Here is a 25948-nt window from a genome sequence, read left to right on the forward strand (position 1 = left end):
GCAGTTGCGCTTCGCTTCGCTCGCTGTGATCAACTTACGGTGGGACTTGCACCCACAAGAGTGCGCCCATGCTGGGCGCACAAGCGAAAAAGCCAGGCGTTTGCCTGGCTTTTTCGCTAATACTGGGAGGTTATTCCGCTTCCTGGATGTCGTCCGCTTCGACGATTTCCGGGCGGTCCATCAGTTGAACCAGCGCCATCGGAGCGTTATCGCCGACGCGGAAGCCGAACTTCAGGATGCTCGTGTAGCCACCCGGACGGTTCGCGTAGCGCGGGCCGAGGACTTCGAAGAGCTTCGTGACCGAGTCACGATCGCGCAGGCGGTTGAACGCCAGACGACGATTTGCCAGCGACGGCTTCTTGCCGAGCGTGATCAGCGGCTCGACAACTTTACGGAGTTCCTTCGCCTTCGGCAGCGTCGTCTTGATGACTTCGTGCTCGATCAGCGAGTTGGACATGTTACGGAGCATTGCCAGACGGTGGCTGCTCGTGCGGTTCAGTTTCCGCAGACCATGACGGTGACGCATGTTAATTCCTTTGATTCAGAGTTTTGATCCAGCTCTTCTATCGCGCTCCGCCCGACATGAAGGCGGGTGAGCACACGGGCCGGTAGTAAAAAAGACAAGACGCGGATTTTAAAGGAAAATCCGCGTCTTTGCCAGTCGCGGTACAACTGCGATTCCTTCTCGACTTACTTGTCCAGACCAGCCGGCGGCCAGTTTTCGAGCTTCATTCCAAGCGTCAGGCCACGCGAAGCGAGTACTTCCTTGATCTCGTTCAGCGACTTGCGGCCCAGATTCGGCGTCTTCAGCAACTCGTTTTCCGTACGCTGGATCAGGTCGCCGATGTAGTAAATGTTCTCTGCCTTCAGGCAGTTCGCGGAACGAACCGTGAGTTCGAGATCATCCACCGGACGCAGCAGGATCGGATCGATCTGCGGCGCGCGCGACGGCGCTTCGGCCGTTGCTTCAGTGCCTTCCAGAGCAGCGAACACCGACAGTTGATCAACCAGAATACGCGCCGATTGACGAATCGCTTCTTCCGGCGAAATCACACCGTTGGTTTCGATGTTCATGACGAGCTTGTCGAGGTCAGTACGCTGTTCGACGCGCGCGCTTTCAACGGCGTAGCTCACGCGGCGAACCGGTGAGAACGATGCATCCAGCACAATACGGCCGATGATCTTGGCCGACTCTTCGCCATAACGACGCACATTGCCCGGTACATAGCCACGGCCCTTCTCGACCTTGATCTGAACGTCGAGCTTGCCGCCCTTCGACAGACGTGCAATCACGTGATCAGGGTTGATCACTTCGCAGTCGTGCGCGAGTTCGATGTCGCCAGCGGTGACAACGCCTTCGCCTTCCTTGCGCAGCGTAACCGTGACTTCGTCGCGATTGTGCAGCTTGAACACCACGCCCTTCAGGTTCAACAACAGGTTGACTACGTCCTCTTGCACACCGTCAAGCGTCGAGTATTCGTGCACGACGCCTGCGATCGTCACTTCGGTCGGCGCGTAGCCCACCATCGACGAAAGCAGTACACGCCGAAGCGCGTTACCCAAGGTGTGGCCGTAACCGCGTTCAAACGGTTCCATGACCACTTTCGCGTGGCTGTCGCCAAGCGATTCAACTGCGATGATCTTGGGCTTCAACAAACTGGTTTGCATAGGTTTTCCTTTTCAATACCCTCGGCTCGTTACACCGATAAGGCTGACCGGTAACAACCTGAAAATAAACAGCCGAGACGCCCCCTTGCGTAACGCAATCAGGGTGCCCCGGCCGTTAATCCGATTACCGCGAATACAATTCGACGATCAGGCTTTCGTTGATATCGCCAGCGATGTCGCTGCGTTCCGGCTTTTGCTTGAAGGTGCCTTCGAATTTCTTCGAATCAACAGCAACCCAGCCCGGCAGTCCGCCTTGCTCGGCCAGCGACAGCGCTTCGAGAATGCGCGCCTGCTTCTTGGCCTGCTCACGAACCGCCACCACATCACCTGCCTTCACTTGCAGCGACGGAATGTTGGTCACAACGCCGTTCACCGTGATCGCCTTGTGGCCGACCAACTGACGTGCTTCTGCACGCGTCGAACCGAAACCCATGCGATACACGACGTTGTCGAGACGCGACTCAAGCAGTTGCAGCAGGTTTTCACCCGTGTTGCCCTTGAGGCGGTCAGCTTCAGCGAAGTAACGGCGGAACTGGCGTTCGAGGACACCGTAGATGCGCTTTACTTTTTGCTTTTCGCGCAGCTGCGTGCCGTAATCGGACGTACGTGCACCCGACGTGCGGCCATGTTGGCCCGGCTTGCTGTCAAGCTTGCACTTGTCAGCGAGCGAACGACGGGCGCTCTTCAGGAAGAGGTCAGTGCCTTCACGGCGGGAGAGCTTGGCCTTGGGGCCGATATAACGTGCCACGTTGATTCCTTCTCTGTTTGATCACGTGAATCTGAATTCACGCTAGTCCGAACCCTTTGGGTCGAACGGTGGGCTTAGTCAATTCAATAACGCAAGCAGCTCGTCGGCGCGCGAGGCGTCAACGAGCACTAGCAAAACAGCGTCTTAGATACGACGACGCTTCGGCGGACGGCAGCCGTTGTGCGGAACCGGCGTCACGTCGGAGATCGCGGTGATCTTGATACCAAGACCATGCAGCGCGCGCACCGCGGACTCACGGCCAGGACCGGGGCCCTTGATCCGTACTTCGAGGTTCTTTACGCCGTATTCCAGCGCCACACGACCCGCCGACTCGGCTGCAACCTGAGCTGCAAACGGCGTCGACTTACGCGAGCCCTTGAAACCCTGGCCACCCGACGTTGCCCAGGCAAGCGCGTTGCCTTGACGATCGGTGATCGTGATGATGGTGTTGTTGAACGACGCGTGAACGTGAACCACGCCCTCGGCGACGTTCTTCTTGACCTTCTTGCGAACGCGTTGCGCCGCGGAGTTGTTCGAAGCCTTAGCCATTACGTTTTCCTGTAACTGTCAGTTCCGCTTACTTCTTCAGCGATTGCGCTGCACGACGCGGACCCTTGCGCGTACGGGCATTCGTACGCGTGCGCTGGCCACGCAGGGGCAGGCCCTTGCGGTGACGCACGCCACGGTAGCAGCCGAGATCCATCAGGCGCTTGATATTCATCGTCGTTTCACGGCGAAGATCGCCTTCAACGATGAACTTGCCGACTTCTTCACGCAGCTTTTCGAGGTCTGCGTCGTTCAGGTCCTTGACCTTCTTCGAAAATGCCACACCAGCAGCGACGCAAATGTCGCGCGAGCGCGTGCGGCCGATACCGTAAATTGCCGTCAGGCCGATTTCAGTATGCTGGTGATTCGGGATGTTAACCCCTGCGATACGAGCCATTGTTTTTCCTCAAACAAAAAGCGCAAGCAAAAGCGCGGCGTTCAGCCTTGACGCTGTTTGTGGCGCGGATCAGAGCTGCAAATCACGCGCACAACGCCCTTGCGCTTGATGATCTTGCAATTGCGGCAAATGCGCTTAACCGATGCCATCACTTTCATGATATTACCCTTTTTTCAAATCACTTCGCCCGGAACACGATCCGCGCACGCGACAGATCGTAAGGCGTCAATTCAACCGTCACCTTGTCGCCCGGCAGGATTCGGATGTAATGCATCCGCATCTTGCCGGATATGTGTCCCAATACGACATGGCCGTTTTCCAGCTTTACCCTGAAGGTAGCGTTAGGCAGGTTTTCGATGACTTCACCCTGCATCTGGATTACATCGTCTTTGGCCATAAGTCCTTTCAACGCATCGGGACGCCGCCGCCTTTGAAATTGGCTTTCTTCAGCAGCGATTCATACTGTTGCGACATAACGTACGACTGCACCTGCGCCATGAAGTCCATTGTGACGACGACAATGATCAGCAGCGACGTTCCACCGAAATAAAACGGCACATTCCAGCGCAGTACCAGAAACTCAGGCAGCAGACAAACGAACACGATGTAGATCGCACCAGCCAGCGTCAAACGCGTGAGGATGCGGTCGATATATCGAGCCGTCTGATCGCCCGGACGGATGCCCGGCACGAAAGCGCCGCTCTTCTTCAGGTTGTCGGCCGTCTCTCTACTGTTGAACACCAGTGCGGTGTAGAAGAAGCAGAAGAATACGATCGCCAACGCGTACAACAACACGTACACCGGTTGACCCGGTTTGAGCGCCTCAGCCACGTTATGCAGCGTGTCGCCAAACCAGCCGGTACGCGACCCCGAACTGAACCAGTTCAGGATGGTTGCCGGGAAGAGAATGATCGACGACGCGAAGATCGGCGGAATCACACCCGACATGTTCAGTTTCAGCGGCAAATGCGAAGACTGGCCACCGTAAATCTTGTTGCCCACCTGCCGCTTGGCGTAATTCACAAGAATCTTGCGCTGGCCGCGTTCGATGAACACCACCACATACGTCACAGCAGCAATCAGCGCGACGACGATAATCGCCGAAACCGGACCCATCGAGCCGGTTTGCACCAGCGAGAACAGACCACCGATTGCATTCGGGAAACCCGCTGCAATACCGCCGAAAATGATGATCGAGATGCCGTTACCCAGTCCGCGCTCCGTGATCTGCTCACCCAGCCACATCAGGAACATCGTACCGGTCACCAGCGTCACAACCGTCGTGAGCCGGAACACCATACCCGGATCAATGACGAGTGCCGGCTGATTCTCAAGCGCGACGGCAATGCCGAACGCCTGGAAAGTAGCAAGCAACACGGTAAAGACCCGCGTGTACTGCGTAATTTTCCGCTGCCCCGACTGTCCTTCTTTCTTCAGCGCCTCGAGCTGCGGCGAGACAATCGCCAGCAACTGCATGATGATCGACGCCGAAATGTACGGCATGATCCCAAGCGCGAAAATCGTGAACCGCGAGAGTGCGCCACCCGAGAACATGTTGAACATGCCAAGGATGCCGCCCGACTGGCTTTGGAACAGCTTCGCCAGTTGGTCCGGGTCGATACCCGGCACCGGAATATGCGCGCCGATACGGTAGACGACCAGCGCCAGCAGCAGAAATACTGCCCGCCGACGCAGATCGCCAAACTTCGCCGCGCTTCGACCGGGTTTTGCGAGACTCGGGCTGTTAGCCAAGTACCTTCTCCGATGCAAATGCTAGTGACGGCAATCGACTTGCACGTTACTCGGCAAAAGAGCCACCTGCTGCTTCAATAGCAGCACGTGCACCCTTCGTCGCACCCAGACCCTTCACAACGACCTTGCGCTTCAGCTCGCCCGTCGCGATGATCTTGGCGCTCTTGATCAGCTCACCGAGCAGGCCGGCTTGCTTCAGAGCCAGCAGATCGATTTCGTCGACCGGCAGCTTTTCCAGATCCGAGAGACGCACTTCGCCGACAAATTCCCTCGTCAGCGACGTGAAGCCGCGCTTCGGCAGACGACGTTGCAGCGGCATTTGACCGCCTTCGAAGCCAACCTTGTGAAAGCCGCCCGAGCGCGACTTCTGACCCTTGTGACCGCGACCTGCGGTCTTGCCGAGTCCGGAGCCGATGCCACGACCGACGCGACGCTTTGCGTGCTTCGAGCCTTCTGCCGGCTTCAGGTTATTCAATTCCATTATCAACTCCTTGAGTCCTGGTCAGCCGCTTAGCTGATGACCTTAACGAGGTACGAAACCTTGTTGATCATGCCGCGCACAGCCGGCGTGTCCTGCAGCTCGCTAACCGAGTTAAGTCGGCGCAGGCCCAGACCACGCACCGTTGCACGGTGCGTTTCGCGGGTCCCGATCAGGCTCTTGACGAGCTGAACCTTGACAGTTTTTTCAGACATGGTGACCACCTGGCTTAGCCCAAAATATCTTCGACGGACTTACCACGCTTCGCCGCGATGTCGCCCGGGGTGGACTGCTTGCGCAGGCCGTCGAGCGTCGCACGGACGAGGTTGTAAGGGTTCGTCGAACCGTGGCTCTTGGCCACCACATTTTGCACGCCCATCACGTCGAACACTGCGCGCATCGGGCCACCAGCGATCACGCCTGTACCATCCTTCGCCGGAGCGAGGAGGACTGCGGATGCGCCGTGCTTGCCGTGCACTTCGTGCTGCAACGTACCATTCTTGAGCGGCACCTTGAACATGTTACGGCGAGCCTGTTCCATTGCCTTTTGAACAGCAACCGGAACTTCCTTCGCTTTGCCCTTGCCCATGCCGATGCGGCCATCACCATCGCCAACCACGGTCAGTGCGGCGAAGCCGAGAATACGGCCACCCTTCACGACCTTGGTCACGCGGTTGACCGAAATCATCTTTTCACGAAGGCCGTCGTCGCGTTCGTCAGCCTGAACTTTCGCTTGCATCTTTGCCATGACGAATTCTTCCCTTAGAACTTAAGTCCGGCTTCGCGCGCCGCATCAGCCAGCGCTTTCACGCGGCCGTGGTAACGGAAACCCGAACGGTCGAAGGCGACGGATTCGATGCCGGCAGCCTTAGCCTTTTCTGCGATGCGCTTGCCGATCAGCGTGGCAGCGGCGACGTTGCCGCCCTTGCCGGACTGGTCAGCCAGTTGCGCACGCACTTCGGCTTCGAGCGTCGACGCGCTGGCAAGCACCTTGGTGCCGCACGGCGAGAACACCTGCGCGTAGATGTGCGTGTTCGTGCGATGCACGGCGAGACGCGCGACCTGCAGCTCAGCGATCTTGATACGCGTCTGACGAGCGCGGCGCAGGCGAGATTGAGTCTTATCCATGATTGCGCACCCTTACTTCTTCTTCGTTTCTTTGAGGATCACAACCTCGTTGGCGTAACGCACACCCTTGCCTTTGTAGGGCTCCGGCGGACGATAGCCGCGCACTTCTGCAGCGACCTGGCCAACTTGTTGTTTATTGATCCCCTTGATCACGATTTCGGTTTGCGACGGGGTTTCAGCCTTCACGCCTTCCGGCATCTGGTGCACCACCGGGTGCGAGAAACCCAGCGACAGATTCAGCTTGTCGCCTTGCGCCTGTGCGCGGTAACCGACGCCAACCAGCGTCAGCTTGCGCTCGAAACCCTTCGTCACGCCGTTCACCATGTTCGCCACCAGTGCGCGCATCGTGCCCGACATCGCGTTCGCTTCGCGGCTTTCGTCAACCGGCTCGACTTTCAGCGTGCCGTTGTCGTTTACCACTTTCACGAGGCGATTTGCAGCTTGCGTAATCGTACCCAGCGGGCCCTTGACGGTAATACGTTCGTCGCTCAGGGCCACTTCTGCGCCTTGCAGCGCGATCGGGCTTTTACCTACTCGAGACATGTTTCCTCTCCTTTCGGCCTTAAGCGACGTAGCAGATGACTTCGCCGCCAACGCCCGTAGCACGCGCCTTGCGGTCCGTCATCACGCCCTTCGGCGTCGACACGATTGCCACGCCGAGGCCATTCATGACCGTCGGGATGTCGTTACGACCGCGATATACACGCAGACCAGGCTTCGAAACGCGTTCAAGGCGCTCGATAACCGGACGGCCCGCGTAGTACTTCAACGCGATGTTCAATTCAGATTTCGCACCTTCAGCCTTCACTGCGAAATCATCGATATAGCCTTCGTCCTTCAGGACCTGCGCAATCGCAACCTTCACTTTTGACGAGGGCATTGTCACCGAAACCTTCTCGACCATCTGCGCATTGCGGATGCGAGTCAGCATATCGGCGATAGGATCACTCATGCTCATTTACGTTTCTCCTATTACCAGCTCGCCTTGGTCAGGCCAGGGATCTCGCCGCGGAACGCGATTTCGCGAATCTTGTTACGCGCCAGCCCGAATTTACGGAACGTACCGCGCGGACGACCAGTGATAGCGCAACGGTTGCGCTTACGGGTCGGGTTAGAGTTGCGCGGCAGTTGCTGCAGTTCCAGACGGGCTGCATAACGCTCTTCATCCGACTTGCTTTGGTCGTCGATGACCGCCTTCAGTTCAGCGCGCTTGGGAGCGAACTTGGCTGCGAGGCGTGCACGCTTCTTTTCACGTTCGATCAGTGCCAGTTTAGCCACGGTAACCTCAGTTTCTGAACGGGAACTTGAAGCTGGCGAGCAGCGCCTTGGCTTCGTCGTCGGTCTTCGCGGTCGTCGTGATGCTGATGTTCAGCCCACGCAGCGCGTCGATTTTGTCGTAGTCGATTTCGGGGAAAATAATCTGCTCTTTCACACCGATGTTGTAGTTGCCGCGACCATCGAACGCACGACCCGACACGCCACGGAAGTCACGCACACGGGGGAGCGCGACCGTCACGAAACGGTCCAGAAATTCGTACATTGCCTGACCACGCAACGTGACCATTGCACCGATCGGATAGCCCTGACGGATCTTGAAGCCAGCGATTGCCTTGCGTGCCTTCGTGATCACCGGCTTCTGGCCAGCAATCTTCGTCAGGTCGCCAATGGCATTCTCGATGACTTTCTTGTCCGCAATCGCCTCACCCACACCCATGTTCAGGGTGATCTTGGTGATGCGCGGCACTTCCATCACGGATTTGTAACCGAACTTCTCGACGAGGCCGGGTACAACCTTCTCTTTGTAAAATTCTTGCAAACGAGCCATTTTTTACTCCGCAGCGTCAGGCGCTCAGCTCAGCACCGGTCGTCTTAAGGAAACGGACTTTCTTGTCTCCCTCGACCTTGATGCCTACACGCGACGCCTTGCCATTCGCGTCGACCAATGCGACGTTCGAAATTTGCAGCGGCATCGTCTTGGCTTCCACACCGCCCGTCGTTCCCTTCATCGGGTTCGGCTTGACGTGCTTCTTGACGAGGTTGATACCCTCGACAATCACTTTGCCTTCGCCAACGGACAGCACGACGCCGCGCTTGCCTTTATCTTTGCCGGTGATGACGATAACTTCGTCACCTTTGCGAATCTTGTTCATCGCGACTCCTTACAGCACTTCAGGTGCCAGCGAAACGATCTTCATGAATCGTTCGCTGCGCAACTCGCGCGTGACAGGCCCGAAAATACGGGTGCCAATGGGCTCGAGCTTGGCATTCAACAGCACAGCTGCGTTGCCGTCGAACTTGATCAGCGAGCCGTCCTGACGGCGCACGCCCTTGGCGGTACGAACCACCACGGCGTTATAAATTTCGCCTTTCTTCACGCGCCCGCGCGGCGTTGCTTCTTTGACGGTCACCTTGATGATGTCGCCAATGCTGGCATAACGACGCTTCGAGCCGCCGAGCACCTTGATGCACATGACTTCACGCGCACCTGTGTTGTCGGCCACTTCAAGCCGAGTTTCGGTCTGGATCATGGTTTATCTTTCCCAACTTAATCCGGTCACACCACCATGGCGCACCCGGTCAGTCTTGGTCCCGTCAGCCAATCGGCTGCTTGGGTTAGAACAGCAGCGACGGCAAACGAAACCCGCCATCGCAATCCGGTGAATCCTTCGGAACAGACTGGCGCCTGCACCGCTTCCCCCACCAACTTCGCCCGCGACGGGGCTCCCATAAAAGAGGGAAGACCGAGATTATAACAAATAATCCCGGTCTTGCAAGCGAAACTTACTGCGATTTCAACTACTTCGACAACTTGCGCCGTCAGATGACGCGAGCAGCCTCGATCAGGCGAGCCACTGTCCAAGCCTTCGTCTTCGAAATCGGACGGGTCTCCTGGATTTCAACGAGGTCACCCTCGTTGTACGTGTTTGCGTCGTCGTGTGCGTGGTATTTCTTCGAACGCACGACGTACTTGCCATAGATCGGGTGCTTCACGCGGTGCTCGACCAGCACAGTGACCGTCTTGTCCATCTTGTTGCTGACGACCTTGCCGACCAGCGTCCGCTTGAGCGAGGTTTTTACGCTATCGTTCATTTCTGGTTCGCCTTCTCAGTCAGGACGGTCCGCACACGAGCGATATCGCGACGGACCTTCTTCAGCTGGCTCGTATTCGTGAGCTGCTGGGTCGCGAGTTGCATGCGCAGACCGAATTGCGCCTTCAACAGGTCCGACAGCTCCTTGTTGAGCGCGGCCTGATCTTTCGGGTGAAGTTCGGAAGCCTTCATCATCTACTCCTTAGGCGCCGAGCTGACGCACGATGAAGCTCGTCTTCAGCGGCAGCTTTGCTGCAGCCAGACGGAACGCTTCGCGTGCCAGCTCTTCGGTTACGCCGTCCATTTCGTACAGCATCTTGCCCGGTTGAATCTCCGCGACGTAGTACTCTGGGTTACCTTTACCGTTACCCATACGTACTTCCGCCGGCTTATGCGAGATCGGCTTGTCCGGGAAGATGCGGATCCAGATGCGGCCACCACGCTTGATGTGGCGCGTCATTGCACGACGAGCCGCTTCAATCTGGCGCGCGGTCAAACGACCACGACCGATAGCCTTCAGACCGAATTCACCGAACGACACCGCGTTGCCACGGGTTGCGATACCGGTGTTACGACCCTTCTGCTCTTTGCGATACTTTCTGCGTTTCGGTTGCAGCATCGTTATTCTCCAGTCTTACCGTCGCCGCCGGTACCGCCCGTGCGACGGGGAGCGCCACGACGTGCACCTGCCGGCCCACCACCTTCACCATCGCGACGCGGGCGGCGATCGCCACCCGGACGTGCGTTGCGGCGCGGACGCTTTTCTTCGGCGACTTCTTCCACCACCGGTGCGTCGTTGCGGCCGAGCGTGTCGCCCTTGTAGACCCACACCTTCACGCCGATGATGCCGTACGTCGTCTTCGCTTCCGAAGTTGCGTAGTCGATATCGGCACGCAGCGTATGAAGGGGCACGCGACCTTCGCGATACCACTCCGTACGGGCGATTTCGATACCATTCAGACGGCCAGCGCTCATGATCTTGATGCCTTGAGCACCCAGACGCATGGCGTTTTGCATCGCACGCTTCATCGCGCGGCGGAACATGATCCGACGCTCGAGCTGTTGCGTGATCGAATCGGCGATCAGTTGCGCGTCGGTTTCCGGCTTGCGGATTTCCTCGATGTTGACGTGGACCGGAACGCCCATGCGGCGTTGCAGCTCCGACTTCAGCAACTCGATATCCTCGCCCTTCTTGCCGATGACCACACCCGGACGCGAGCTATAAATCGTGATGCGCGCGTTTTTCGCCGGACGCTCGATAACGACGCGACCAACCGAAGCGTTTTTCAGCTTCTTTTTCAGGTATTCACGAACACCGATGTCTTCCTGCAACATCGCAGCGAAATTGGTGTTGTTCGCGTACCAACGCGATGCCCAATTGCGGCTGACGGCCAAACGGAAGCCAGTCGGATGAATTTTTTGTCCCATCGTATGACCCCTTAATTCCCGACCGTCACAGTGATGTGACAGGATTGCTTCTCGATACGATTACCGCGGCCTTTAGCGCGCGCGGTAAAACGCTTGAGCGAGGCAGCCTTGTCGACCATGATGCTCGTTACCTTGAGCTCGTCGATATCGGCGCCTTCGTTATGCTCCGCATTCGCGATCGCCGACAGCACGACCTTTTTCACGATTCCCGCAGCCTTCTTCGGCGAGAACGTCAGAACGTTCAACGCCTTGTCGACCGGCAAACCGCGGATCTGGTCAGCCACAAGGCGCGTTTTCTGCGCCGAGATGCGGGCACCGCGATGAATTGCTTTCACTTCCATCATGAGCCCCTTATTTCTTGGCCTTCTTGTCGGCTGCGTGACCCTTGAACGTCCGGGTCAATGCAAACTCGCCAAGCTTGTGGCCGACCATATTTTCCGAGATGTACACCGGGACGTGTTGACGGCCGTTATGCACAGCAATCGTCAGACCGATGAAATCCGGCAGAATTGTCGAACGACGCGACCAGGTTTTGATCGGCTTCTTGTCACGCGCAGCGGCTGCCGACTCAACTTTCTTCAGCAAATGGGCGTCGCAGAACGGACCTTTTTTTACAGAACGTGCCATTGCTTACTCCTTAGCGCTTGTGACGGCGCTGGACGATCATGCTCGTCGTGCGCTTGTTGCTGCGGGTACGATAACCCTTCGTCGGCGTGCCCCACGGGCTCACCGGATCGCGACCTGCAGCCGTCTTGCCTTCACCACCACCGTGCGGGTGATCGACAGGGTTCATTGCTACGCCACGCACCGTCGGGCGGATACCGCGCCAGCGGTTCGCGCCAGCCTTACCGATTTGACGGAGGCTGTGCTCTTCGTTGCCAACTTCACCAATCGTCGCGCGGCATTCAACGTGAACGCGGCGGATTTCACCTGAACGCAGGCGGACCTGTGCGTAGATGCCTTCACGAGCCAGCAGCATCGCCGACGTGCCAGCCGAACGCGCCATTTGCGCGCCCTTGCCCGGCAGCATTTCGATGCAGTGAATCGTCGTACCAACCGGAATGTTACGGATCGGCAGCGTGTTACCTGCGCGGATCGGAGCTTCCGAACCCGACATCAGCTGCTGGCCAACCGTCACACCCTTCGGCGCGATGATGTACTTGCGCTCGCCGTCTGCGTACAGAACCAGCGCGATGTTCGCGCTACGGTTCGGATCGTACTCAAGACGCTCGACCTTCGCCGGAATGCCGTCCTTGTTGCGACGGAAATCGACGATACGATATTGTTGCTTATGACCACCGCCCTTATGGCGCGTGGTGATGTGGCCGTTGTTGTTACGGCCGGCGGTCACGCTCTGCGAATCGAGCAGCGGTGCGTACGGCTTGCCCTTATGCAGATCCTTGTTGACCACCTTGACCATCGCGCGGCGGCCCGGCGAGGTCGGCTTAACTTTAACGATTGCCATGATTACTTGGCCTCCGCTTCAAAGTTGATTTCCTGACCCGGCTTCAGGCAGACGTACGCCTTCTTCACGTCCTTGCGCTTGCCCATGAAGCGACCAAAGCGCTTGGCTTTGCCCTTCGCGACCAGCACGTTGACGGAATCGACTTCCACCTTGAACAGCAGCTCGACAGCAGCCTTGACTTCCTGCTTCGTAGCATCCGGCGCAACTTCGAACACAACCTGCTCGTTCTTGTCGGCCACCAGCGTCGCCTTTTCGGAGATCACCGGCGCGAGCAGAACCTGCATCAAACGATGATCGTTCTTGCGAATCTCGCTCATGACAGCAACTCCTCGATCTGGGCGACCGCAGCCTTCGTGATCAGGATCTTCTTGAAGTAGATCAGCGAGAGCGGGTCGGCGTAACGCGGCTCGACAACTGCCACGTGGGCGAGGTTGCGCGACGCGAGGTACAGGTTTTCGTCAACCGTGTCGGTGATGACCAGCACGGAGTCGAGACCCATCGCCTTGAATTTTTCGGCCAGCAGCTTCGTCTTCGGGGCTTCGAGCGTCAGCTCGTCGACCACCGAAATGCGGCCTTCGCGGGCCAGCTGCGAGAAGATCGAGCAGAGACCTGCGCGATGCATCTTCTTGTTGACCTTGTGCGAAAAGTTTTCTTCCGGCGAATTCGGGAAGATACGGCCACCGCCGCGCCACAACGGGCTCGACGACATACCGGCACGAGCGCGGCCCGTACCCTTCTGGCGCCACGGCTTCTTGGTCGTGTGCTTGACCTGCTCACGATCCTTCTGCGCGCGGTTGCCGCTACGGGCATTCGCCTGGTAGGCCACCACGACCTGGTGAATCAGGGCTTCGTTGTAGTCACGGCCGAACACGACGTCCGACGCGCTAACAGCCGCGCCTTCCTGACCATTGGCATTCAGGAGCTTAAGTTCCATTATTTCGCTCCTTTCACGGCGCGCGTCTTCACAGCCGGCGTCACGAAAACCTTGCCGCCCTTCGCACCCGGAACGGCACCCTTGACCAGCAACAACTTGCGGTCGGCGTCGATACGAGCGATTTCGAGGTTTTGCACGGTTACGGTGTCGTCACCCATGTGACCGGTCATGCGCTTACCCGGGAAAACACGACCCGGATCCTGCGCCATACCGATCGAACCCGGCACGTTGTGCGAGCGCGAGTTACCGTGCGATGCACGGCCGGATGCGAAGTTGTAACGCTTGATGGTACCGGCGTAGCCCTTACCGATCGACACACCTTGCACGTCGACCTTCTGGCCTACTTCGAAGAGGTCGGGACCGACCACGGTGCCGTTCGACAACTCGGCAGCCCTGGTGGCATCGATCTTGAATTCTTTGAGGATTTCACCGGCTTCGACGCCTGCTTTAGCAAGGTGACCTGCCAGCGGCTTCGTCACACGCGATGCACGGCGGGTACCGAATGCAACCTGAACGGCGGTGTAGCCGTCGGTTTCAACAGTCTTGATCTGCGTCACGCGGTTGTCGGACACGTCCAGCACGGTTACGGGAATCGAATCCCCGTCAGCCGTGAAGATACGGGTCATGCCAACCTTGCGACCTACGAGTCCAAGGCTCATCGTTTTCTCCATTCCCGACTGCGATTGGTCGGGGCTAATTTACAAAATGCCGATGTTTTTCGAACTGAATCGCACCGACTTTTTTGCGCAAATGCGCGAAAAGCCTTGCATTATAGCGAGGCTTTTCGTTTTCCGCAAGCAATCAATGACTTAGCATCATCCGGCAATCCGGACGCCGCCTGGAAGCCTTATTGCAGCTTGATCTCCACGTCCACGCCAGCCGGCAGATCGAGCTTCATCAGCGCGTCAACCGTCTTGTCCGTCGGGTCGACGATGTCCATCAGGCGTTGGTGTGTACGGATTTCGAGCTGATCGCGCGACGTTTTGTTGACGTGCGGCGAGCGCAGGATGTCGAAACGCTGGATGCGCGTCGGCAGGGGTACCGGACCACGAACGATAGCGCCAGTCCGCTTGGCCGTATCAACAATTTCAGCTGCCGATTGATCGATCAGACGATAGTCGAACGCCTTCAGGCGAATGCGGATTTTCTGGTTCTGCATGACGATTCCTTGAAAAGAGCGAGGCAGCATTGCGCCGCCAGACAATAAAAGAACGAAGAGCCGGACACCCACCGCGGGCGGGCGCCCGGCTCCGGGCACCACATCTACTACAACTGCAATCCGTCTATTTTACTCGAGGATCTTTGCGACGACACCGGCGCCGACGGTACGGCCACCTTCACGGATGGCGAAGCGCAGGCCTTCTTCCATCGCGATCGGGTTGATCAGCTTCACCGTAATCGACACGTTGTCGCCCGGCATGACCATTTCCTTGTCCTTCGGCAACTCGATCGAGCCCGTCACGTCCGTCGTACGGAAGTAGAACTGCGGACGATAGTTGTTGAAGAACGGCGTATGACGGCCACCTTCGTCCTTGCTCAGCACATACACCTCAGCCGTAAAGTGCGTGTGCGGGTTGATCGAACCCGGCTTGGCCAGCACCTGGCCACGCTCCACGTCTTCACGTTTCGTGCCGCGCAGCAGGATACCCACGTTGTCGCCCGCCTGACCCTGGTCGAGCAGCTTGCGGAACATTTCCACGCCCGTGCAGGTCGTCTTCACCGTCGGCTTGATACCCACGATTTCGATTTCTTCGCCGACCTTCACCACGCCGCGCTCAACCCGACCCGTCACCACCGTGCCGCGACCCGAGATCGAGAACACGTCTTCCACCGGCATCAGGAACGCGCCATCCACTGCGCGCTCCGGCGTCGGGATGTACGTGTCCAGCGCATCAGCCAGGTTCATGATCGCCACTTCGCCCAGCTCGCCCGTGTCGCCTTCCAGCGCCAGCTTGGCCGAACCCTTGATGATCGGCGTGTCGTCGCCCGGGAAGTCGTACTTCGACAGCAGCTCGCGCACTTCCATCTCGACGAGTTCCAGCAACTCGGCGTCGTCCACCATGTCGCACTTGTTCAGGAACACGATGATGTACGGCACACCGACCTGACGCGCCAGCAGGATGTGCTCACGCGTTTGCGGCATCGGGCCGTCTGCAGCCGAGCACACCAGGATCGCGCCGTCCATCTGCGCTGCGCCCGTGATCATGTTCTTCACATAGTCAGCGTGGCCCGGGCAGTCGACGTGCGCGTAGTGGCGGTTCGCCGTTTCATACTCAACGTGCGCTGTGTTGATCGTGATGCCACGCGCCTTTTCTTCCGGCGCCGCGTCGATCTGGTCGTACGCCTTCGCTTCGCCACCAAACTTCTTGGTCAGCACCGTCGTGATCGCTGCCGTCAGCGTGGTCTTGCCGTGGTCAACGTGACCGATCGTGCCGACGTTCACGTGCGGCTTGGTCCGTTCGAATTTACCTTTAGCCATGTTTCTCTTCTTTCAAAAAAGTTGATCGTTGAATGACTTGCCGCGCGATTACTTCGACTTCGCGTTGATGATCGCTTCCGACACGTTGCGCGGTGCTTCGGAATAGTGCTTGAACTCCATCGTGTACGTTGCACGACCCTGGGTCAGCGAACGCAGCGACGTCGAGTAGCCGAACATTTCCGACAGCGGCACTTCGGCGCGAACGATCTTGCCGCCGCCAACCATGTCGTCCATGCCCTGAACGATGCCGCGACGACCCGACAGGTCACCCATCACGTTGCCCATGTAATCTTCAGGCGTTTCGACTTCCACAGCCATCATCGGTTCGAGGATGACCGGTTGAGCCTTGCGCATTGCTTCTTTGAACGCCATCGAACCAGCCATGCGGAACGCATTTTCGTTCGAGTCGACGTCGTGGTACGAACCGAACGTCAGGTGAACCTTCACGTCAACGACCGGGAAGCCCGCCAGCACGCCTGCTTTCAGCGTTTCCTGGATACCCTTGTCGACTGCCGGAATGTATTCACGCGGAATCACGCCGCCCTTGATTTCGTCCAGGAATTCGTAGCCCTTGCCCTGCTCGTTCGGCTCGAGCGTGATGACCGCGTGACCGTACTGGCCACGACCACCCGACTGCTTGACGAACTTGCCGTCGACGTCTTCAGCCTTGCCGCGGATCGTTTCACGATACGCCACTTGCGGCTTGCCAACCGTCGCCTCGACGCCGAACTCACGCTTCATCCGGTCAACCAGAATTTCCAGGTGGAGCTCGCCCATGCCTGAAATAATGGTTTGACCCGATTCTTCGTCCGTTTGAACGCGGAACGACGGATCTTCCTGAGCCAGGCGGTTCAGCGCCAGACCCATCTTTTCCTGGTCCGGCTTCGTCTTCGGCTCAACAGCCTGCGAGATCACCGGCTCCGGGAAAATCATGCGTTCCAGCACGATCGGATGCAGCGGATCGCACAGCGTGTCGCCCGTGGTCGCGTCTTTCAGGCCAACAGCAGCAGCGATGTCGCCCGCGTGCACTTCCTTGATTTCTTCGCGCTGGTTCGCGTGCATCAGCAGAATACGACCGAGACGTTCCTTCTTGTCCTTGGTCGCGTTCAGCAGCGTGTCGCCCGACTTCGTCGTGCCGGAGTACACACGGAAGAAGATCAACTGGCCGACGAACGGGTCGGTCATGATCTTGAATGCGAGGGACGAGAACTTCTCGTCGTCAGCTGCGCGACGCTCAGCCTTTTCACCATTTTCGAGTTCGCCCGTAACCGGCGGAATGTCGATCGGCGACGGCAGGAAGTCGAGCACGGCGTCCAGCATCCGTTGCACGCCCTTGTTCTTGAACGCGGTACCGCACAGCATCGGCTGGATTTCGCAAGCAATCGTACGGTCGCGCAGACCCTTGACGATTTCCTCTTCAGTCAGTTCGCCTGATTCGAGGTACTTGTTCATCAGGTCTTCGCTCGACTCAGCCGCAGCCTCGACCATCTTCTCGCGCCACTCGTTGCACGTGTCGACGAGTTCAGCCGGAATTTCTTCGTACGAGAACTTGGTACCCTGGGACGCATCATCCCAAATGATCGCCTTCATCTTCAGCAGATCAACGACGCCCGTGAACGTTTCCTCAGCGCCGATAGGCACTACGACCGGAACCGGGTTCGCCTTCAGACGCAGCTTGAGCTGGTCGTAGACCTTGAAGAAGTTCGCACCGGTACGGTCCATCTTGTTGATGAACGCGAGGCGGGGAACCTTGTACTTGTTAGCCTGACGCCACACCGTTTCCGACTGGGGCTGCACACCGCCCACAGCGCAGTAAACCATGCATGCACCGTCGAGCACGCGCATCGAGCGCTCAACTTCAATCGTGAAGTCAACGTGGCCCGGGGTGTCGATGATGTTGATACGGTGCTCGGCGCGATCGCCTGCCATGCCTTTCCAGAAGGCAGTGGTAGCAGCCGACGTAATCGTGATACCGCGCTCCTGCTCCTGCTCCATCCAGTCCATGGTTGCTGCGCCGTCGTGCACTTCACCAATCTTGTGGTTCACGCCGGTGTAGAACAGGATGCGCTCGGTCGTCGTCGTTTTGCCGGCGTCGATGTGAGCGCTAATACCGATGTTGCGGTAGCGCTCGATAGGTGTCTTGCGAGCCACTTTGATCCTCTATTGGGATAACGCGATGCGAGAAAATGCCGATCGCGCTGTAACACAAACGGGCGAGGCGCTTTGTAAGCGCACCCGCCCGGAATTTCTTTCCGATTTTTCTACTAACCCGGGGTCGGGAAGCTTAGAAACGGAAATGCGAGAACGCCTTGTTGGCTTCTGCCATCCGGTGAACTTCGTCGCGCTTTTTCATCGCGCCGCCACGGCCTTCAGCCGCTTCGGAAAGTTCACCTGCCAGACGCAGGGCCATCGACTTCTCGCTGCGCTTTTTCGCAGCCTCACGCAGCCAACGCATCGCCAATGCCATACGACGCGACGGACGCACTTCGACCGGAACCTGATAGTTCGCACCACCAACGCGACGGCTCTTCACTTCGACCACCGGCTTCACGTTGTTGAGCGCTACCGTGAACACTTCCAGCGGGTCCTTGCCACCCTTTGTCTGGATCTGTTCAAAAGCGCCGTACACGATGCGCTCAGCAACCGACTTCTTGCCGGACAGCATCAGCACGTTCATGAACTTGGCTACATCTACGTTACCGAACTTCGGATCCGGCAACACTTCCCGCTTGGGGACTTCGCGACGACGCGGCATGTTTCTTCCTTTACTTTTTCAGTTGGAGCTCTGCTGAGCCCCGCGGCCACCAACTAACCCGATTCATCCCTGACGACTTACCAGCCTGGTCGGGTGACCACTTACTCGACAGCACCGGCGAATCCGGTACCACCGCTATTACCGCCCTTTCAGGCGACCTGAAACTACTTGCCGGCTAATTACTTGCCAGCCTTGGCACGCTTCGCACCGTACTTCGAGCGAGCCTGCTTACGATCCTTGACGCCCTGGGTATCCAGCGAACCACGAACCATGTGGTAACGCACACCCGGCAAGTCCTTCACACGGCCGCCGCGAATCAGCACGACCGAGTGTTCCTGCAGGTTGTGGCCTTCACCACCGATGTACGAAATGACTTCGAAGCCGTTCGTCAGGCGCACTTTGGCGACCTTACGAAGTGCCGAGTTCGGCTTCTTCGGCGTCGTGGTGTACACACGGGTGCACACGCCGCGACGCTGGGGGCAGTCCTGCAAGGCCGGGCTCTTGCTCTTCACAGTTTCCGAAGCGCGGCCTTTGCGAACCAGTTGATTGATGGTTGGCATTGTTTATTCCTGAAATTGAACAAAATCGACGCAATCATTTCCGGGCAAAGCAGAAACGATTGCGAATCGAGCTCCGATCCTCTTACGCACAACGCGAATTGACTTCGCGCATAGGCATTCCAAGAACCGGAACCTAGCATAATATTCCGAAAATGCTAAGGGAGTCAACAGCTTGCGCGGATTCACGCCGCGCCTGCAGCGCAAGAGATCAGTCGGCTGCGACTACTTCGAGCAGTTCTTCGCCAAAGCGGTCGAGTTTGCGCACGCCCATGCCGGGAATGTGGCGCAGATCTTCGACCGTGCTCGGGCTGCTGCGGGCAATTTCCGCGAGCGTGGCATCGTGGAAGATGACGTAGGCGGGCACGCCGTCGCTGCGCGCCGTCTCGGTACGCCACGTGCGCAGACGCTCCCAGCGGGCGCGTTCACGCGGCCCCATGCCAAGGGTCGGATCGGCCCGCTCGCTTGTGCGGCCCGACGATTGACGCGTGCGCGTCGGTTTAACGTAGCGACGCAGTGTGACCTGCTGCTCACTCTTTAGCACCGCCTTGCTCGCTTCGGTGAGAACAAGCGACCCGTAACCCTGATGGTCCACCGTCAGGAAGCCAAAGGCGACGAGTTGCCGGAAGATGGCCCGCCACTCCGGCTCCGACAGCGCCGCACCGATACCAAACGTGCTCAGCTTCTCGTGGCCGCGCTGCAGGATCTTTTCGCTTCGGTTACCTCGCAGGATGTCGATCAGATGGCCGGCACCAAAATGAAAACCGCTCGCGCGTTGCGCCCGGAACACGCACGAAAGCGCCATTTGCGCCTCGCGCGTCGCGTCCCACGACGCCGGGGGTTCGATACAGGTGTCGCAGTTGCCGCACGGCTGACTGGATTCGCCGAAGTACGCGAGCAGCCGCACGCGCCGGCATGACGCCGTCTCGCAAAGCCCCAGCAACGCGTCGAGCTTGCCGGTCTGAACGCGCTTGTGCGCTTCGTCCGCATCCGATTCGTCGATCATCTTGCGTTGCTGAACGACGTCTCCGAGGCCATACGCCATCCAGGCGTTCGCCGGCATGCCATCGCGGCCCGCGCGCCCCGTTTCCTGATAATAGCCTTCGACGCTTTTGGGCAGATCCATGTGGGCGACAAAGCGCACGTCCGGCTTGTCGATACCCATGCCGAAAGCGATGGTCGCGCACATCACGATACCTTCCTCGCGCTGGAACATTTCCTGGTGTTTCTGACGAATCTCGAATTCCATTCCTGCGTGATACGGCAGCGCACGCACACCCTGACCCTTGAGCCATTCTGCAGTTTCTTCGACCTTACGGCGCGACAGGCAATACACGACGCCTGCGTCCGTCGTGCCATCGGCTCTCGAATGTTCAGCACGGATGAAGTCCAGCAATTGCGCCCGCGCATTGTCCTTTTCGGCAATGCGATAGCGGATATTCGGACGATCGAAACTCGACACGAAAATGCGCGCATCGTCGAGCGCGAGATTGTGGACGATTTCGTCGCGCGTGATTGCATCCGCGGTCGCTGTAAGCGCGATGCGCGGTACCGTCGGGAAACGCTCGTGCAGCACCGACAACTGGATGTATTCCGGCCGGAAATCGTGACCCCATTGCGACACGCAATGCGCTTCGTCGATGGCGAAAAGGCCAATGCGCGAACGCTCGAGCAACTCGAGAAAACGGGGTGTCATCAGGCGTTCCGGCGCGACGTAAAGAAGATCGATTTCTCCGTCGCGCAGGGCGCGCTCGGTCGCAGCCGCTTCGGCACCCGACAGCGTGGAATTCAGATACGCCGCGCGAACACCGACCTCCTTCAATGCCGCAACCTGATCCTGCATGAGCGCGATCAGTGGCGACACAACGATGCCGGCGCCAAAACCCGCCTCGCGTCGGACCAGCGAGGGAATCTGGTAACACAGCGATTTGCCTCCGCCCGTTGGCATCAGCACCAGCGAATCACCACCCGCGGCGACATGTTCGACAATCTCGCCCTGTTGCCCGCGAAACGCGGGATAACCAAAAACTTCGTTGAGAATTTCGAGCGATCGGGACATTTAATAGGGCGGAGACAGGAAGGGAAACAGCGCGATGCCGGGCACACGAATTTTACCAACGCATTCGGCTTGCGCCCGCCTCTTCTGCCAACGTTAGCCAGTCGGCCAGTAAAAAAGCCTCGGATGCAGGCGAAAAAAAAAGCCGCCCAGTCGAAACCGGACGGCTTTGCAGGCCGAGAGGCCAGGCGGCTTGCGCCGCGCTGAACTTACTCGCCCGAGTGCTGCTGTTCGGCTGCCGGGGTTTCCGGCGTGCCGAATTCGAACGACTCTTCCGCTGCGATCTGGTCGAAACGCTCGCGGTCGGACAGTTCCTTGCTCTTGCGTGCCTTGTGGAACGCGAGACCCGTACCGGCCGGAATCAGACGGCCGACGATCACGTTTTCCTTCAGCCCGCGCAGATCGTCGCGCTTGCCCATGATCGCCGCTTCGGTCAGCACGCGAGTCGTTTCCTGGAACGACGCCGCGGAGATGAACGAATCGGTCGACAGCGACGCCTTCGTGATACCGAGCAGCACGTTTTCGTACGTTGCCGGACGCTTGTCTTCCGCGATCATCCGGTCGTTTTCGTCGAGCATGTCCGACCGCTCGACCTGTTCGCCCGGGATGAAACGCGTATCGCCGTTGTCCGAAATCTGCACACGACGCAGCATCTGACGAACAATCACTTCAATGTGCTTGTCGTTGATCTTCACGCCCTGCAGACGGTACACGTCCTGCACTTCGTCCACGATGTAACGCGACAGCGCCTCGATACCCTGCAGACGCAGGATGTCGTGCGGATCCGCCGGCCCGTCGACGATCATTTCGCCCTTGTTGACGACCTGACCATCGTGCACCAGAACCTGCTTTTCCTTCGCGATCAGGAACTCGTGCTGGTTGCCCTCGAGGTCCGTGATAACGAGACGCTGCTTGCCCTTCGTGTCCTTACCGAACGACGTCGTGCCGGTGACTTCCGCCAGAATGCCGGCGTCCTTCGGCGAGCGCGCTTCGAACAGTTCGGCCACACGCGGCAGACCACCGGTAATGTCGCGAGTCTTCTGCGATTCAACCGGGATCCGTGCGAGCACTTCACCGACCTGCACCTGCTGGCCGTCCTTGACCGTGATCAGCGCACCGACCTGGAAGCCGATCTGCACCGAATGCTCGGTGTTCGGGATCTTCACTTCCTCGCCGCTTGCGTCGAGCAGTTTCACCTGCGGACGCACGCTCTTCGCTGCCTGCGAACCGCGGCGCTTCACGTCGATCACGACCAGGGTCGAAAGACCGGTCACATCGTCGATCTGCTTCGCGACCGTCACGCCTTCCTCGACGTTTTCGAACTTCACCGTACCGCCCCACTCGGTGATGATCGGACGCGTCAGCGGATCCCACGTGGCCAGCTGTGTGCCTGCCTTGATCTGCGCGCCGTCGAGCTGCAACAGCGTGGCACCGTACGGCACCTTGTGACGTTCACGCTCACGACCGTGGTCGTCAGTGATCATCGCTTCACCCGAACGCGAGATGACGATCTGTTCGCCCTTCGCGTTGGTGACGTAACGCATCGTCGCCGTGAAACGCACCGTACCGTTCGATTTCGCTTCAACCGACGAAGCTACCGCCGCACGCGATGCCGCACCACCGATGTGGAACGTACGCATGGTCAGCTGCGTGCCCGGTTCACCGATCGACTGTGCAGCGATCACGCCCACTGCTTCACCGACGTTCACCGACGAGCCACGACCCAGGTCGCGGCCATAGCAGGCTGCGCACAGGCCGTAACGCGTTTCGCAGGTCAACGGCGTGCGCACGCGCACTTCGTCGATGCCGAGGCGCTCGATTTCTTCCACTGCGTCTTCGTCGAGCAGCGTGCCCGATTCGTACAGCGTTTCCTGCGTTTCCGGATTGACGACGTCCGCCACCGCAACGCGACCGAGAATACGGTCACGCAGCGCTTCGACGACTTCACCGCCTTCAACCAGCGCCTTCATTGCGACGCCGTTCGACGTACCGCAATCGTCCTCGACCACGACGAGATCCTGCGTCACGTCGACGAGACGACGCGTCAGGTAACCCGAGTTTGCCGTCTTCAGTGCCGTATCAGCCAGACCCTTACGTGCACCGTGGGTCGAGATGAAGTACTGCAACACGTTCAGGCCTTCGCGGAAGTTCGCCGTAATCGGCGTCTCGATGATCGAGCCGTCCGGCTTCGCCATCAGGCCACGCATACCCGCCAGCTGACGAATCTGCACTGCGGAGCCGCGAGCGCCCGAATCGGCCATCATGTAGATCGAGTTGAACGATTCCTGGCGCGTTTCCTTGCCGTCGCGATCCGTGACCGGTTCCGTCGATAGCTGCTCCATCATCGCCTTGCCGACCGCTTCCGACGTTGCCGACCAGATGTCGACCACGTTGTTGTAGCGTTCCTGCGCGGTGACGAGACCCGACATGTACTGACGGTCGTATTCCTTCACCTTCTTCGCGGCGTCGCCGACGATGGTTTCCTTCTGCGGCGGCACGAGCATGTCGTCGACGCAGATCGAGATACCCGCGCGCGTTGCCAGACGGAAACCCGACTGCATCAACTGGTCGGCGAAAATCACCGTTTCGCGCAGACCGCACTTGCGGAATGCCGTGTTGATGAGGCGCGAGATTTCCTTCTTCTTCAACGGCTTGTTCAGCACCGAGAAAGGCAGTCCCGGCGGCAGGATTTCCGACAGGATCGAACGGCCGACGGTAGTCGGGTACAGCGTGATCTTCGGCACGAACTTCGGCGCACCTTCGGACGTGTCTTCGTTGTGGACCATTTCCGTGATCCGCACGTTGACGCGCGAGGCCAGCTCGACTTCCTTGTTCTCGTACGCACGCAGCGCTTCCGACACGCCGGTGAACGTCAGGCCTTCGCCCTTCGCGTTCACAGCTTCACGGGTCGCGTAGTACAGGCCGAGCACGATATCCTGCGACGGCACGATCGACGGATCGCCGTTGGCCGGGAACAGGACGTTGTTCGACGCCAGCATCAGCGTGCGCGCTTCCATCTGCGCTTCGAGCGACAGCGGAACGTGAACAGCCATCTGGTCACCGTCGAAGTCGGCGTTGAACGCCGCGCAAACGAGCGGGTGCAGCTGGATCGCCTTGCCTTCGATCAGCACCGGCTCGAAAGCCTGAATGCCAAGACGGTGGAGAGTAGGCGCACGGTTCAGCATGACCGGATGTTCGCGAATGACCTCTTCGAGAATGTCCCACACCACCGGCGTCTGGTTCTCGACTTCCTTCTTCGCAGCCTTGATGGTGGTTGCGACACCCATCACTTCGAGCTTGTTGAAGATGAACGGCTTGAACAGTTCGAGCGCCATCAGCTTCGGCAGACCGCACTGATGCAGCTTGAGCGTCGGGCCGACCACGATGACCGAACGGCCCGAGTAGTCGACGCGCTTACCCAAAAGGTTCTGACGGAAACGACCGCCCTTACCCTTGATCATGTCGGCGAGCGACTTCAGCGGACGCTTGTTCGCGCCGGTCATGGCCTTACCGCGACGACCGTTGTCGAGCAGCGAATCGACGGCTTCCTGCAGCATCCGCTTTTCATTGCGGACGATGATTTCAGGCGCCTTCAGCTCGAGCAGACGCTTCAACCGGTTGTTACGGTTGATCACGCGGCGATACAGGTCGTTCAGGTCCGACGTCGCGAAACGGCCGCCGTCCAGCGGCACCAGCGGACGCAGTTCCGGCGGCAGCACCGGCAGCACTTCGAGCACCATCCAGTCAGGCTTGATGCCCGAACGCTGGAAAGCCTCGAGCACTTTCAGGCGCTTCGCGTACTTCTTGATCTTCGCTTCCGAACCCGTGTTCTTGAGTTCGGTGCGCAGCATCTCGACCTGTTCGTCGATGTTGATCGCGCGCAGCAGCTCGCGAACGCCTTCCGCGCCCATCTCGGCACGGAATTCGTCACCGTATTCTTCGACCTTGTTGTAGTAATCCTCTTCCGTCATGATCTGCCGCGCTTTCAGCGGCGTCATGCCCGGATCGATCACCACATATGCTTCGAAGTACAGCACGCGTTCGATGTCGCGCAGCGTCATGTCGAGCACCATGCCCAAACGCGACGGCAGCGACTTCAGGAACCAGATGTGCGCAACCGGCGAGGCCAGTTCGATGTGGCCCATCCGTTCACGACGCACCTTCGCCAGCGTGACTTCAACGCCGCACTTCTCGCAGATCACGCCGCGGTGCTTCAGGCGCTTGTACTTGCCGCACAGGCATTCGTAGTCCTTGATCGGCCCGAAAATCTTCGCGCAGAACAGACCATCGCGTTCCGGCTTGAACGTCCGGTAGTTGATGGTTTCCGGCTTCTTCACTTCACCGAACGACCACGAACGGATCTTGTCTGGCGAAGCCAGACCGATCTTGATCGCGTCAAAAACTTCTTCTTGTTGGACTTGCTTGAATAGATCGAGCAGAGCTTTCATTGCCTTCTCTCCGTAGTCCG

The 25948-nt window shown here is 58.7% G+C and carries 35 protein-coding genes; all 35 read right to left on the bottom strand.

Features of this window, described 5'->3' with window-relative positions; genetic code table 11:
• Positions 1-130: 130 nt before the first annotated feature.
• A complete protein-coding gene (gene rplQ / locus LPA34_RS25280; protein WP_090537209.1) occupies positions 131-526 on the bottom strand; it encodes a 50S ribosomal protein L17 in 396 nt (131 codons plus the stop codon).
• A 164-nt stretch (positions 527-690) separates the two neighbouring features.
• The gene (locus tag LPA34_RS25285; RefSeq protein WP_228983624.1) at positions 691-1668 is read right to left on the bottom strand and encodes a DNA-directed RNA polymerase subunit alpha; all 978 of its coding nucleotides are present in this window, start codon (positions 1666-1668) and stop codon (positions 691-693) included.
• A 124-nt stretch (positions 1669-1792) separates the two neighbouring features.
• Entirely contained in the window at positions 1793-2416 is a 624-nt protein-coding gene (gene rpsD, locus LPA34_RS25290) for a 30S ribosomal protein S4 (protein ID WP_090537205.1), read from the bottom strand.
• A gap of 144 nt (positions 2417-2560) precedes the next feature.
• Positions 2561-2965: a 30S ribosomal protein S11 gene (gene rpsK, locus LPA34_RS25295; RefSeq protein ID WP_035506748.1), complete on the bottom strand. Its 405-nt coding sequence runs from the start codon at positions 2963-2965 to the stop codon at positions 2561-2563.
• A 28-nt stretch (positions 2966-2993) separates the two neighbouring features.
• Complete coding sequence (rpsM, locus tag LPA34_RS25300) at positions 2994-3359, bottom strand: 30S ribosomal protein S13 (RefSeq protein WP_006052223.1); 366 nt, start codon at positions 3357-3359, stop codon at positions 2994-2996.
• A gap of 41 nt (positions 3360-3400) precedes the next feature.
• The gene (gene rpmJ, locus LPA34_RS25305) at positions 3401-3517 is read right to left on the bottom strand and encodes a 50S ribosomal protein L36 (protein ID WP_004199844.1); all 117 of its coding nucleotides are present in this window, start codon (positions 3515-3517) and stop codon (positions 3401-3403) included.
• 20 nt (positions 3518-3537) lie between these two features.
• Positions 3538-3756, bottom strand: a complete 219-nt coding sequence (infA, locus tag LPA34_RS25310) for a translation initiation factor IF-1 (protein ID WP_004521905.1) — start codon at positions 3754-3756, stop codon at positions 3538-3540.
• An 8-nt stretch (positions 3757-3764) separates the two neighbouring features.
• Positions 3765-5111 (bottom strand): preprotein translocase subunit SecY, encoded by a 1347-nt coding sequence (secY, locus tag LPA34_RS25315; RefSeq protein ID WP_228983626.1) that lies wholly within the window; start codon positions 5109-5111, stop codon positions 3765-3767.
• 46 nt (positions 5112-5157) lie between these two features.
• Positions 5158-5592, bottom strand: a complete 435-nt coding sequence (gene rplO, locus LPA34_RS25320; protein WP_228983628.1) for a 50S ribosomal protein L15 — start codon at positions 5590-5592, stop codon at positions 5158-5160.
• A gap of 29 nt (positions 5593-5621) precedes the next feature.
• Positions 5622-5804: a 50S ribosomal protein L30 gene (rpmD, locus tag LPA34_RS25325; RefSeq protein WP_006052220.1), complete on the bottom strand. Its 183-nt coding sequence runs from the start codon at positions 5802-5804 to the stop codon at positions 5622-5624.
• Between the two features lie 14 nt (positions 5805-5818).
• Entirely contained in the window at positions 5819-6337 is a 519-nt protein-coding gene (rpsE, locus tag LPA34_RS25330; RefSeq protein WP_007180127.1) for a 30S ribosomal protein S5, read from the bottom strand.
• A gap of 14 nt (positions 6338-6351) precedes the next feature.
• Positions 6352-6717, bottom strand: a complete 366-nt coding sequence (rplR, locus tag LPA34_RS25335) for a 50S ribosomal protein L18 (RefSeq protein ID WP_008923336.1) — start codon at positions 6715-6717, stop codon at positions 6352-6354.
• A 12-nt stretch (positions 6718-6729) separates the two neighbouring features.
• Positions 6730-7260 (bottom strand): 50S ribosomal protein L6, encoded by a 531-nt coding sequence (gene rplF, locus LPA34_RS25340; RefSeq protein ID WP_090537198.1) that lies wholly within the window; start codon positions 7258-7260, stop codon positions 6730-6732.
• 19 nt (positions 7261-7279) lie between these two features.
• A complete protein-coding gene (gene rpsH / locus LPA34_RS25345; protein WP_090537196.1) occupies positions 7280-7675 on the bottom strand; it encodes a 30S ribosomal protein S8 in 396 nt (131 codons plus the stop codon).
• Between the two features lie 14 nt (positions 7676-7689).
• The gene (gene rpsN, locus LPA34_RS25350; RefSeq protein ID WP_133661207.1) at positions 7690-7995 is read right to left on the bottom strand and encodes a 30S ribosomal protein S14; all 306 of its coding nucleotides are present in this window, start codon (positions 7993-7995) and stop codon (positions 7690-7692) included.
• A 7-nt stretch (positions 7996-8002) separates the two neighbouring features.
• The gene (rplE, locus tag LPA34_RS25355) at positions 8003-8542 is read right to left on the bottom strand and encodes a 50S ribosomal protein L5 (protein ID WP_090537192.1); all 540 of its coding nucleotides are present in this window, start codon (positions 8540-8542) and stop codon (positions 8003-8005) included.
• A gap of 16 nt (positions 8543-8558) precedes the next feature.
• Positions 8559-8867, bottom strand: a complete 309-nt coding sequence (gene rplX / locus LPA34_RS25360) for a 50S ribosomal protein L24 (RefSeq protein ID WP_006052213.1) — start codon at positions 8865-8867, stop codon at positions 8559-8561.
• A gap of 9 nt (positions 8868-8876) precedes the next feature.
• Positions 8877-9245, bottom strand: a complete 369-nt coding sequence (gene rplN, locus LPA34_RS25365; protein WP_006052212.1) for a 50S ribosomal protein L14 — start codon at positions 9243-9245, stop codon at positions 8877-8879.
• Between the two features lie 289 nt (positions 9246-9534).
• Positions 9535-9807: a 30S ribosomal protein S17 gene (gene rpsQ / locus LPA34_RS25370; protein WP_228882652.1), complete on the bottom strand. Its 273-nt coding sequence runs from the start codon at positions 9805-9807 to the stop codon at positions 9535-9537.
• The gene (gene rpmC, locus LPA34_RS25375; protein WP_091019615.1) at positions 9804-9998 is read right to left on the bottom strand and encodes a 50S ribosomal protein L29; all 195 of its coding nucleotides are present in this window, start codon (positions 9996-9998) and stop codon (positions 9804-9806) included. Before rpmC ends, rpsQ begins: the two co-directional genes overlap by 4 nt.
• A gap of 10 nt (positions 9999-10008) precedes the next feature.
• Positions 10009-10425 carry a 50S ribosomal protein L16 gene (gene rplP, locus LPA34_RS25380; protein WP_090537188.1) on the bottom strand — a complete coding sequence of 139 codons (417 nt, stop codon included), beginning with the start codon at positions 10423-10425 and terminating at the stop codon, positions 10009-10011.
• A 2-nt stretch (positions 10426-10427) separates the two neighbouring features.
• Complete coding sequence (gene rpsC, locus LPA34_RS25385; RefSeq protein ID WP_228983630.1) at positions 10428-11234, bottom strand: 30S ribosomal protein S3; 807 nt, start codon at positions 11232-11234, stop codon at positions 10428-10430.
• 11 nt (positions 11235-11245) lie between these two features.
• The gene (gene rplV, locus LPA34_RS25390) at positions 11246-11578 is read right to left on the bottom strand and encodes a 50S ribosomal protein L22 (protein WP_197070230.1); all 333 of its coding nucleotides are present in this window, start codon (positions 11576-11578) and stop codon (positions 11246-11248) included.
• 7 nt (positions 11579-11585) lie between these two features.
• Positions 11586-11861, bottom strand: coding sequence for a 30S ribosomal protein S19 (gene rpsS, locus LPA34_RS25395; RefSeq protein ID WP_054036552.1), 276 nt, complete (start codon positions 11859-11861; stop codon positions 11586-11588).
• 10 nt (positions 11862-11871) lie between these two features.
• Positions 11872-12699 carry a 50S ribosomal protein L2 gene (gene rplB, locus LPA34_RS25400; protein ID WP_228882669.1) on the bottom strand — a complete coding sequence of 276 codons (828 nt, stop codon included), beginning with the start codon at positions 12697-12699 and terminating at the stop codon, positions 11872-11874.
• 2 nt (positions 12700-12701) lie between these two features.
• The gene (gene rplW, locus LPA34_RS25405; RefSeq protein WP_090537179.1) at positions 12702-13016 is read right to left on the bottom strand and encodes a 50S ribosomal protein L23; all 315 of its coding nucleotides are present in this window, start codon (positions 13014-13016) and stop codon (positions 12702-12704) included.
• Positions 13013-13633: a 50S ribosomal protein L4 gene (rplD, locus tag LPA34_RS25410; RefSeq protein ID WP_090537177.1), complete on the bottom strand. Its 621-nt coding sequence runs from the start codon at positions 13631-13633 to the stop codon at positions 13013-13015. Before rplD ends, rplW begins: the two co-directional genes overlap by 4 nt.
• Positions 13633-14292: a 50S ribosomal protein L3 gene (rplC, locus tag LPA34_RS25415; RefSeq protein WP_228983632.1), complete on the bottom strand. Its 660-nt coding sequence runs from the start codon at positions 14290-14292 to the stop codon at positions 13633-13635. Before rplC ends, rplD begins: the two co-directional genes overlap by 1 nt.
• Before the next feature lie 188 nt (positions 14293-14480).
• A complete protein-coding gene (gene rpsJ / locus LPA34_RS25420; RefSeq protein ID WP_006998489.1) occupies positions 14481-14792 on the bottom strand; it encodes a 30S ribosomal protein S10 in 312 nt (103 codons plus the stop codon).
• Positions 14793-14921: 129 nt separating this feature from the next.
• Positions 14922-16112 (bottom strand): elongation factor Tu, encoded by a 1191-nt coding sequence (tuf, locus tag LPA34_RS25425; protein ID WP_063497539.1) that lies wholly within the window; start codon positions 16110-16112, stop codon positions 14922-14924.
• 48 nt (positions 16113-16160) lie between these two features.
• Complete coding sequence (fusA, locus tag LPA34_RS25430) at positions 16161-18263, bottom strand: elongation factor G (protein WP_228983634.1); 2103 nt, start codon at positions 18261-18263, stop codon at positions 16161-16163.
• Between the two features lie 133 nt (positions 18264-18396).
• Complete coding sequence (gene rpsG, locus LPA34_RS25435) at positions 18397-18867, bottom strand: 30S ribosomal protein S7 (RefSeq protein ID WP_006053291.1); 471 nt, start codon at positions 18865-18867, stop codon at positions 18397-18399.
• A 179-nt stretch (positions 18868-19046) separates the two neighbouring features.
• Positions 19047-19427 carry a 30S ribosomal protein S12 gene (gene rpsL / locus LPA34_RS25440; protein WP_035935550.1) on the bottom strand — a complete coding sequence of 127 codons (381 nt, stop codon included), beginning with the start codon at positions 19425-19427 and terminating at the stop codon, positions 19047-19049.
• 208 nt (positions 19428-19635) lie between these two features.
• Entirely contained in the window at positions 19636-21483 is a 1848-nt protein-coding gene (gene recQ, locus LPA34_RS25445) for a DNA helicase RecQ (RefSeq protein ID WP_228983636.1), read from the bottom strand.
• 206 nt (positions 21484-21689) lie between these two features.
• A complete protein-coding gene (rpoC, locus tag LPA34_RS25450; RefSeq protein ID WP_228983638.1) occupies positions 21690-25928 on the bottom strand; it encodes a DNA-directed RNA polymerase subunit beta' in 4239 nt (1412 codons plus the stop codon).
• Positions 25929-25948 lie beyond the last annotated feature (20 nt).

Origin of the sequence: Paraburkholderia gardini (assembly GCF_907164575.1) — a bacterium.
GTDB classification, from domain to species: domain Bacteria; phylum Pseudomonadota; class Gammaproteobacteria; order Burkholderiales; family Burkholderiaceae; genus Paraburkholderia; species Paraburkholderia gardini.

What these genes read in the sequence shown, in the direction of transcription:
- recQ (WP_228983636.1), bottom strand. Translation starts at nt 21,483, where the DNA reads ATGTCCCGATCGCTCGAAATTCTCAACGAAGTTTTTGGTTATCCCGCG.
- rpsS (WP_054036552.1), bottom strand. Translation starts at nt 11,861, where the DNA reads ATGGCACGTTCTGTAAAAAAAGGTCCGTTCTGCGACGCCCATTTGCTG.
- rplP (WP_090537188.1), bottom strand. Translation starts at nt 10,425, where the DNA reads ATGCTGCAACCGAAACGCAGAAAGTATCGCAAAGAGCAGAAGGGTCGT.
- rplN (WP_006052212.1), bottom strand. Translation starts at nt 9,245, where the DNA reads ATGATCCAGACCGAAACTCGGCTTGAAGTGGCCGACAACACAGGTGCG.
- LPA34_RS25285 (WP_228983624.1), bottom strand. Translation starts at nt 1,668, where the DNA reads ATGCAAACCAGTTTGTTGAAGCCCAAGATCATCGCAGTTGAATCGCTT.
- rpoC (WP_228983638.1), bottom strand. Translation starts at nt 25,928, where the DNA reads ATGAAAGCTCTGCTCGATCTATTCAAGCAAGTCCAACAAGAAGAAGTT.
- rplW (WP_090537179.1), bottom strand. Translation starts at nt 13,016, where the DNA reads ATGAGCGAGATTCGCAAGAACGATCATCGTTTGATGCAGGTTCTGCTC.
- rpsQ (WP_228882652.1), bottom strand. Translation starts at nt 9,807, where the DNA reads ATGAACGATAGCGTAAAAACCTCGCTCAAGCGGACGCTGGTCGGCAAG.
- rpsH (WP_090537196.1), bottom strand. Translation starts at nt 7,675, where the DNA reads ATGAGCATGAGTGATCCTATCGCCGATATGCTGACTCGCATCCGCAAT.
- rpsC (WP_228983630.1), bottom strand. Translation starts at nt 11,234, where the DNA reads ATGGGACAAAAAATTCATCCGACTGGCTTCCGTTTGGCCGTCAGCCGC.
- rplF (WP_090537198.1), bottom strand. Translation starts at nt 7,260, where the DNA reads ATGTCTCGAGTAGGTAAAAGCCCGATCGCGCTGCAAGGCGCAGAAGTG.
- rpsG (WP_006053291.1), bottom strand. Translation starts at nt 18,867, where the DNA reads ATGCCGCGTCGTCGCGAAGTCCCCAAGCGGGAAGTGTTGCCGGATCCG.
- rplR (WP_008923336.1), bottom strand. Translation starts at nt 6,717, where the DNA reads ATGGATAAGACTCAATCTCGCCTGCGCCGCGCTCGTCAGACGCGTATC.
- rplX (WP_006052213.1), bottom strand. Translation starts at nt 8,867, where the DNA reads ATGAACAAGATTCGCAAAGGTGACGAAGTTATCGTCATCACCGGCAAA.
- infA (WP_004521905.1), bottom strand. Translation starts at nt 3,756, where the DNA reads ATGGCCAAAGACGATGTAATCCAGATGCAGGGTGAAGTCATCGAAAAC.
- rpsM (WP_006052223.1), bottom strand. Translation starts at nt 3,359, where the DNA reads ATGGCTCGTATCGCAGGGGTTAACATCCCGAATCACCAGCATACTGAA.
- rplD (WP_090537177.1), bottom strand. Translation starts at nt 13,633, where the DNA reads ATGGAACTTAAGCTCCTGAATGCCAATGGTCAGGAAGGCGCGGCTGTT.
- rplQ (WP_090537209.1), bottom strand. Translation starts at nt 526, where the DNA reads ATGCGTCACCGTCATGGTCTGCGGAAACTGAACCGCACGAGCAGCCAC.
- rpsJ (WP_006998489.1), bottom strand. Translation starts at nt 14,792, where the DNA reads ATGCAGAACCAGAAAATCCGCATTCGCCTGAAGGCGTTCGACTATCGT.
- rplC (WP_228983632.1), bottom strand. Translation starts at nt 14,292, where the DNA reads ATGAGCCTTGGACTCGTAGGTCGCAAGGTTGGCATGACCCGTATCTTC.
- rpmC (WP_091019615.1), bottom strand. Translation starts at nt 9,998, where the DNA reads ATGAAGGCTTCCGAACTTCACCCGAAAGATCAGGCCGCGCTCAACAAG.
- rpmD (WP_006052220.1), bottom strand. Translation starts at nt 5,804, where the DNA reads ATGTCTGAAAAAACTGTCAAGGTTCAGCTCGTCAAGAGCCTGATCGGG.
- rplE (WP_090537192.1), bottom strand. Translation starts at nt 8,542, where the DNA reads ATGGCTCGTTTGCAAGAATTTTACAAAGAGAAGGTTGTACCCGGCCTC.
- rplO (WP_228983628.1), bottom strand. Translation starts at nt 5,592, where the DNA reads ATGGAATTGAATAACCTGAAGCCGGCAGAAGGCTCGAAGCACGCAAAG.
- rplV (WP_197070230.1), bottom strand. Translation starts at nt 11,578, where the DNA reads ATGATGGAAGTGAAAGCAATTCATCGCGGTGCCCGCATCTCGGCGCAG.
- rpsE (WP_007180127.1), bottom strand. Translation starts at nt 6,337, where the DNA reads ATGGCAAAGATGCAAGCGAAAGTTCAGGCTGACGAACGCGACGACGGC.
- rpmJ (WP_004199844.1), bottom strand. Translation starts at nt 3,517, where the DNA reads ATGAAAGTGATGGCATCGGTTAAGCGCATTTGCCGCAATTGCAAGATC.
- rpsL (WP_035935550.1), bottom strand. Translation starts at nt 19,427, where the DNA reads ATGCCAACCATCAATCAACTGGTTCGCAAAGGCCGCGCTTCGGAAACT.
- rplB (WP_228882669.1), bottom strand. Translation starts at nt 12,699, where the DNA reads ATGGCAATCGTTAAAGTTAAGCCGACCTCGCCGGGCCGCCGCGCGATG.
- tuf (WP_063497539.1), bottom strand. Translation starts at nt 16,112, where the DNA reads ATGGCTAAAGGTAAATTCGAACGGACCAAGCCGCACGTGAACGTCGGC.
- rpsK (WP_035506748.1), bottom strand. Translation starts at nt 2,965, where the DNA reads ATGGCTAAGGCTTCGAACAACTCCGCGGCGCAACGCGTTCGCAAGAAG.